This window comes from Bradyrhizobium sp. TM233, assembly GCF_036247965.1.
In the GTDB taxonomy this organism is placed as follows: domain Bacteria; phylum Pseudomonadota; class Alphaproteobacteria; order Rhizobiales; family Xanthobacteraceae; genus Bradyrhizobium; species Bradyrhizobium ottawaense.
This window is the reverse complement of record NZ_BTIG01000048.1, coordinates 1-802: the sequence shown is the minus strand read 5'-3', so window position 1 is coordinate 802 and position 802 is coordinate 1. Positions and strand designations below refer to the sequence as shown.

The 802-nt window shown below is 66.6% G+C and carries 1 protein-coding gene; it reads left to right on the top strand.

Going from position 1 to position 802, the window contains the following annotated elements:
- A partial coding sequence (locus AABA86_RS33205; RefSeq protein ID WP_445083501.1) for an ATP-binding protein occupies positions 1-802 on the top strand: 802 nt, incomplete at both ends.

The following is an 802-nucleotide window of genomic DNA, read 5'->3' as shown; positions in this document are numbered from 1 at the left end:
GCCGACGAGATCGGCTATCCCGTGATGATCAAGGCCTCCGCCGGCGGCGGCGGCAAGGGCATGCGCATCGCGCATTCGACCTCCGAGGTCGCGGAAGGTTTCAACCTCGCCAAGGCCGAGGCCAAGGCCTCGTTCGGCGATGACCGCGTCTTCGTCGAAAAGTTCATCGTCGATCCCCGCCACATCGAGATCCAGGTGCTGGGCGACAAGCACGGCAACGTCATCTATCTCGGCGAGCGCGAATGCTCGATCCAGCGCCGCAATCAGAAGGTCATCGAGGAGGCGCCGTCGCCGCTGCTCGACGAGGCCACGCGCCGCAAGATGGGCGAGCAGGCCGTCGCGCTGGCCAAGGCCGTGAATTACGACTCCGCCGGCACCGTCGAGTTCGTCGCGGGGCAGGACAAGAGCTTCTACTTCCTGGAGATGAACACGCGCCTCCAGGTCGAGCATCCCGTCACCGAGCTCGTCACCGGCATCGACCTCGTCGAGCAGATGATCCGCGTTGCCGCCGGCGAGAAGCTCGGCATCGCGCAGAAGGACGTCACGCTGACCGGATGGGCAGTGGAATCGCGCCTCTATGCCGAGGACCCGTTCCGCAACTTCCTGCCCTCGATCGGGCGGCTCGTGAAGTATCGCCCGCCGGCGGAAGCCAGCAAGGACGGCATCACCATCCGCAACGATACCGGCGTGCAGGAGGGCGGCGAGATCTCGATCCATTACGATCCGATGATCGCCAAGCCCGTCACCCACGCGCCGCCGCGCGCGGCCGCGATCGAGGCGCAGGCGACCGCGCCCGACTCGT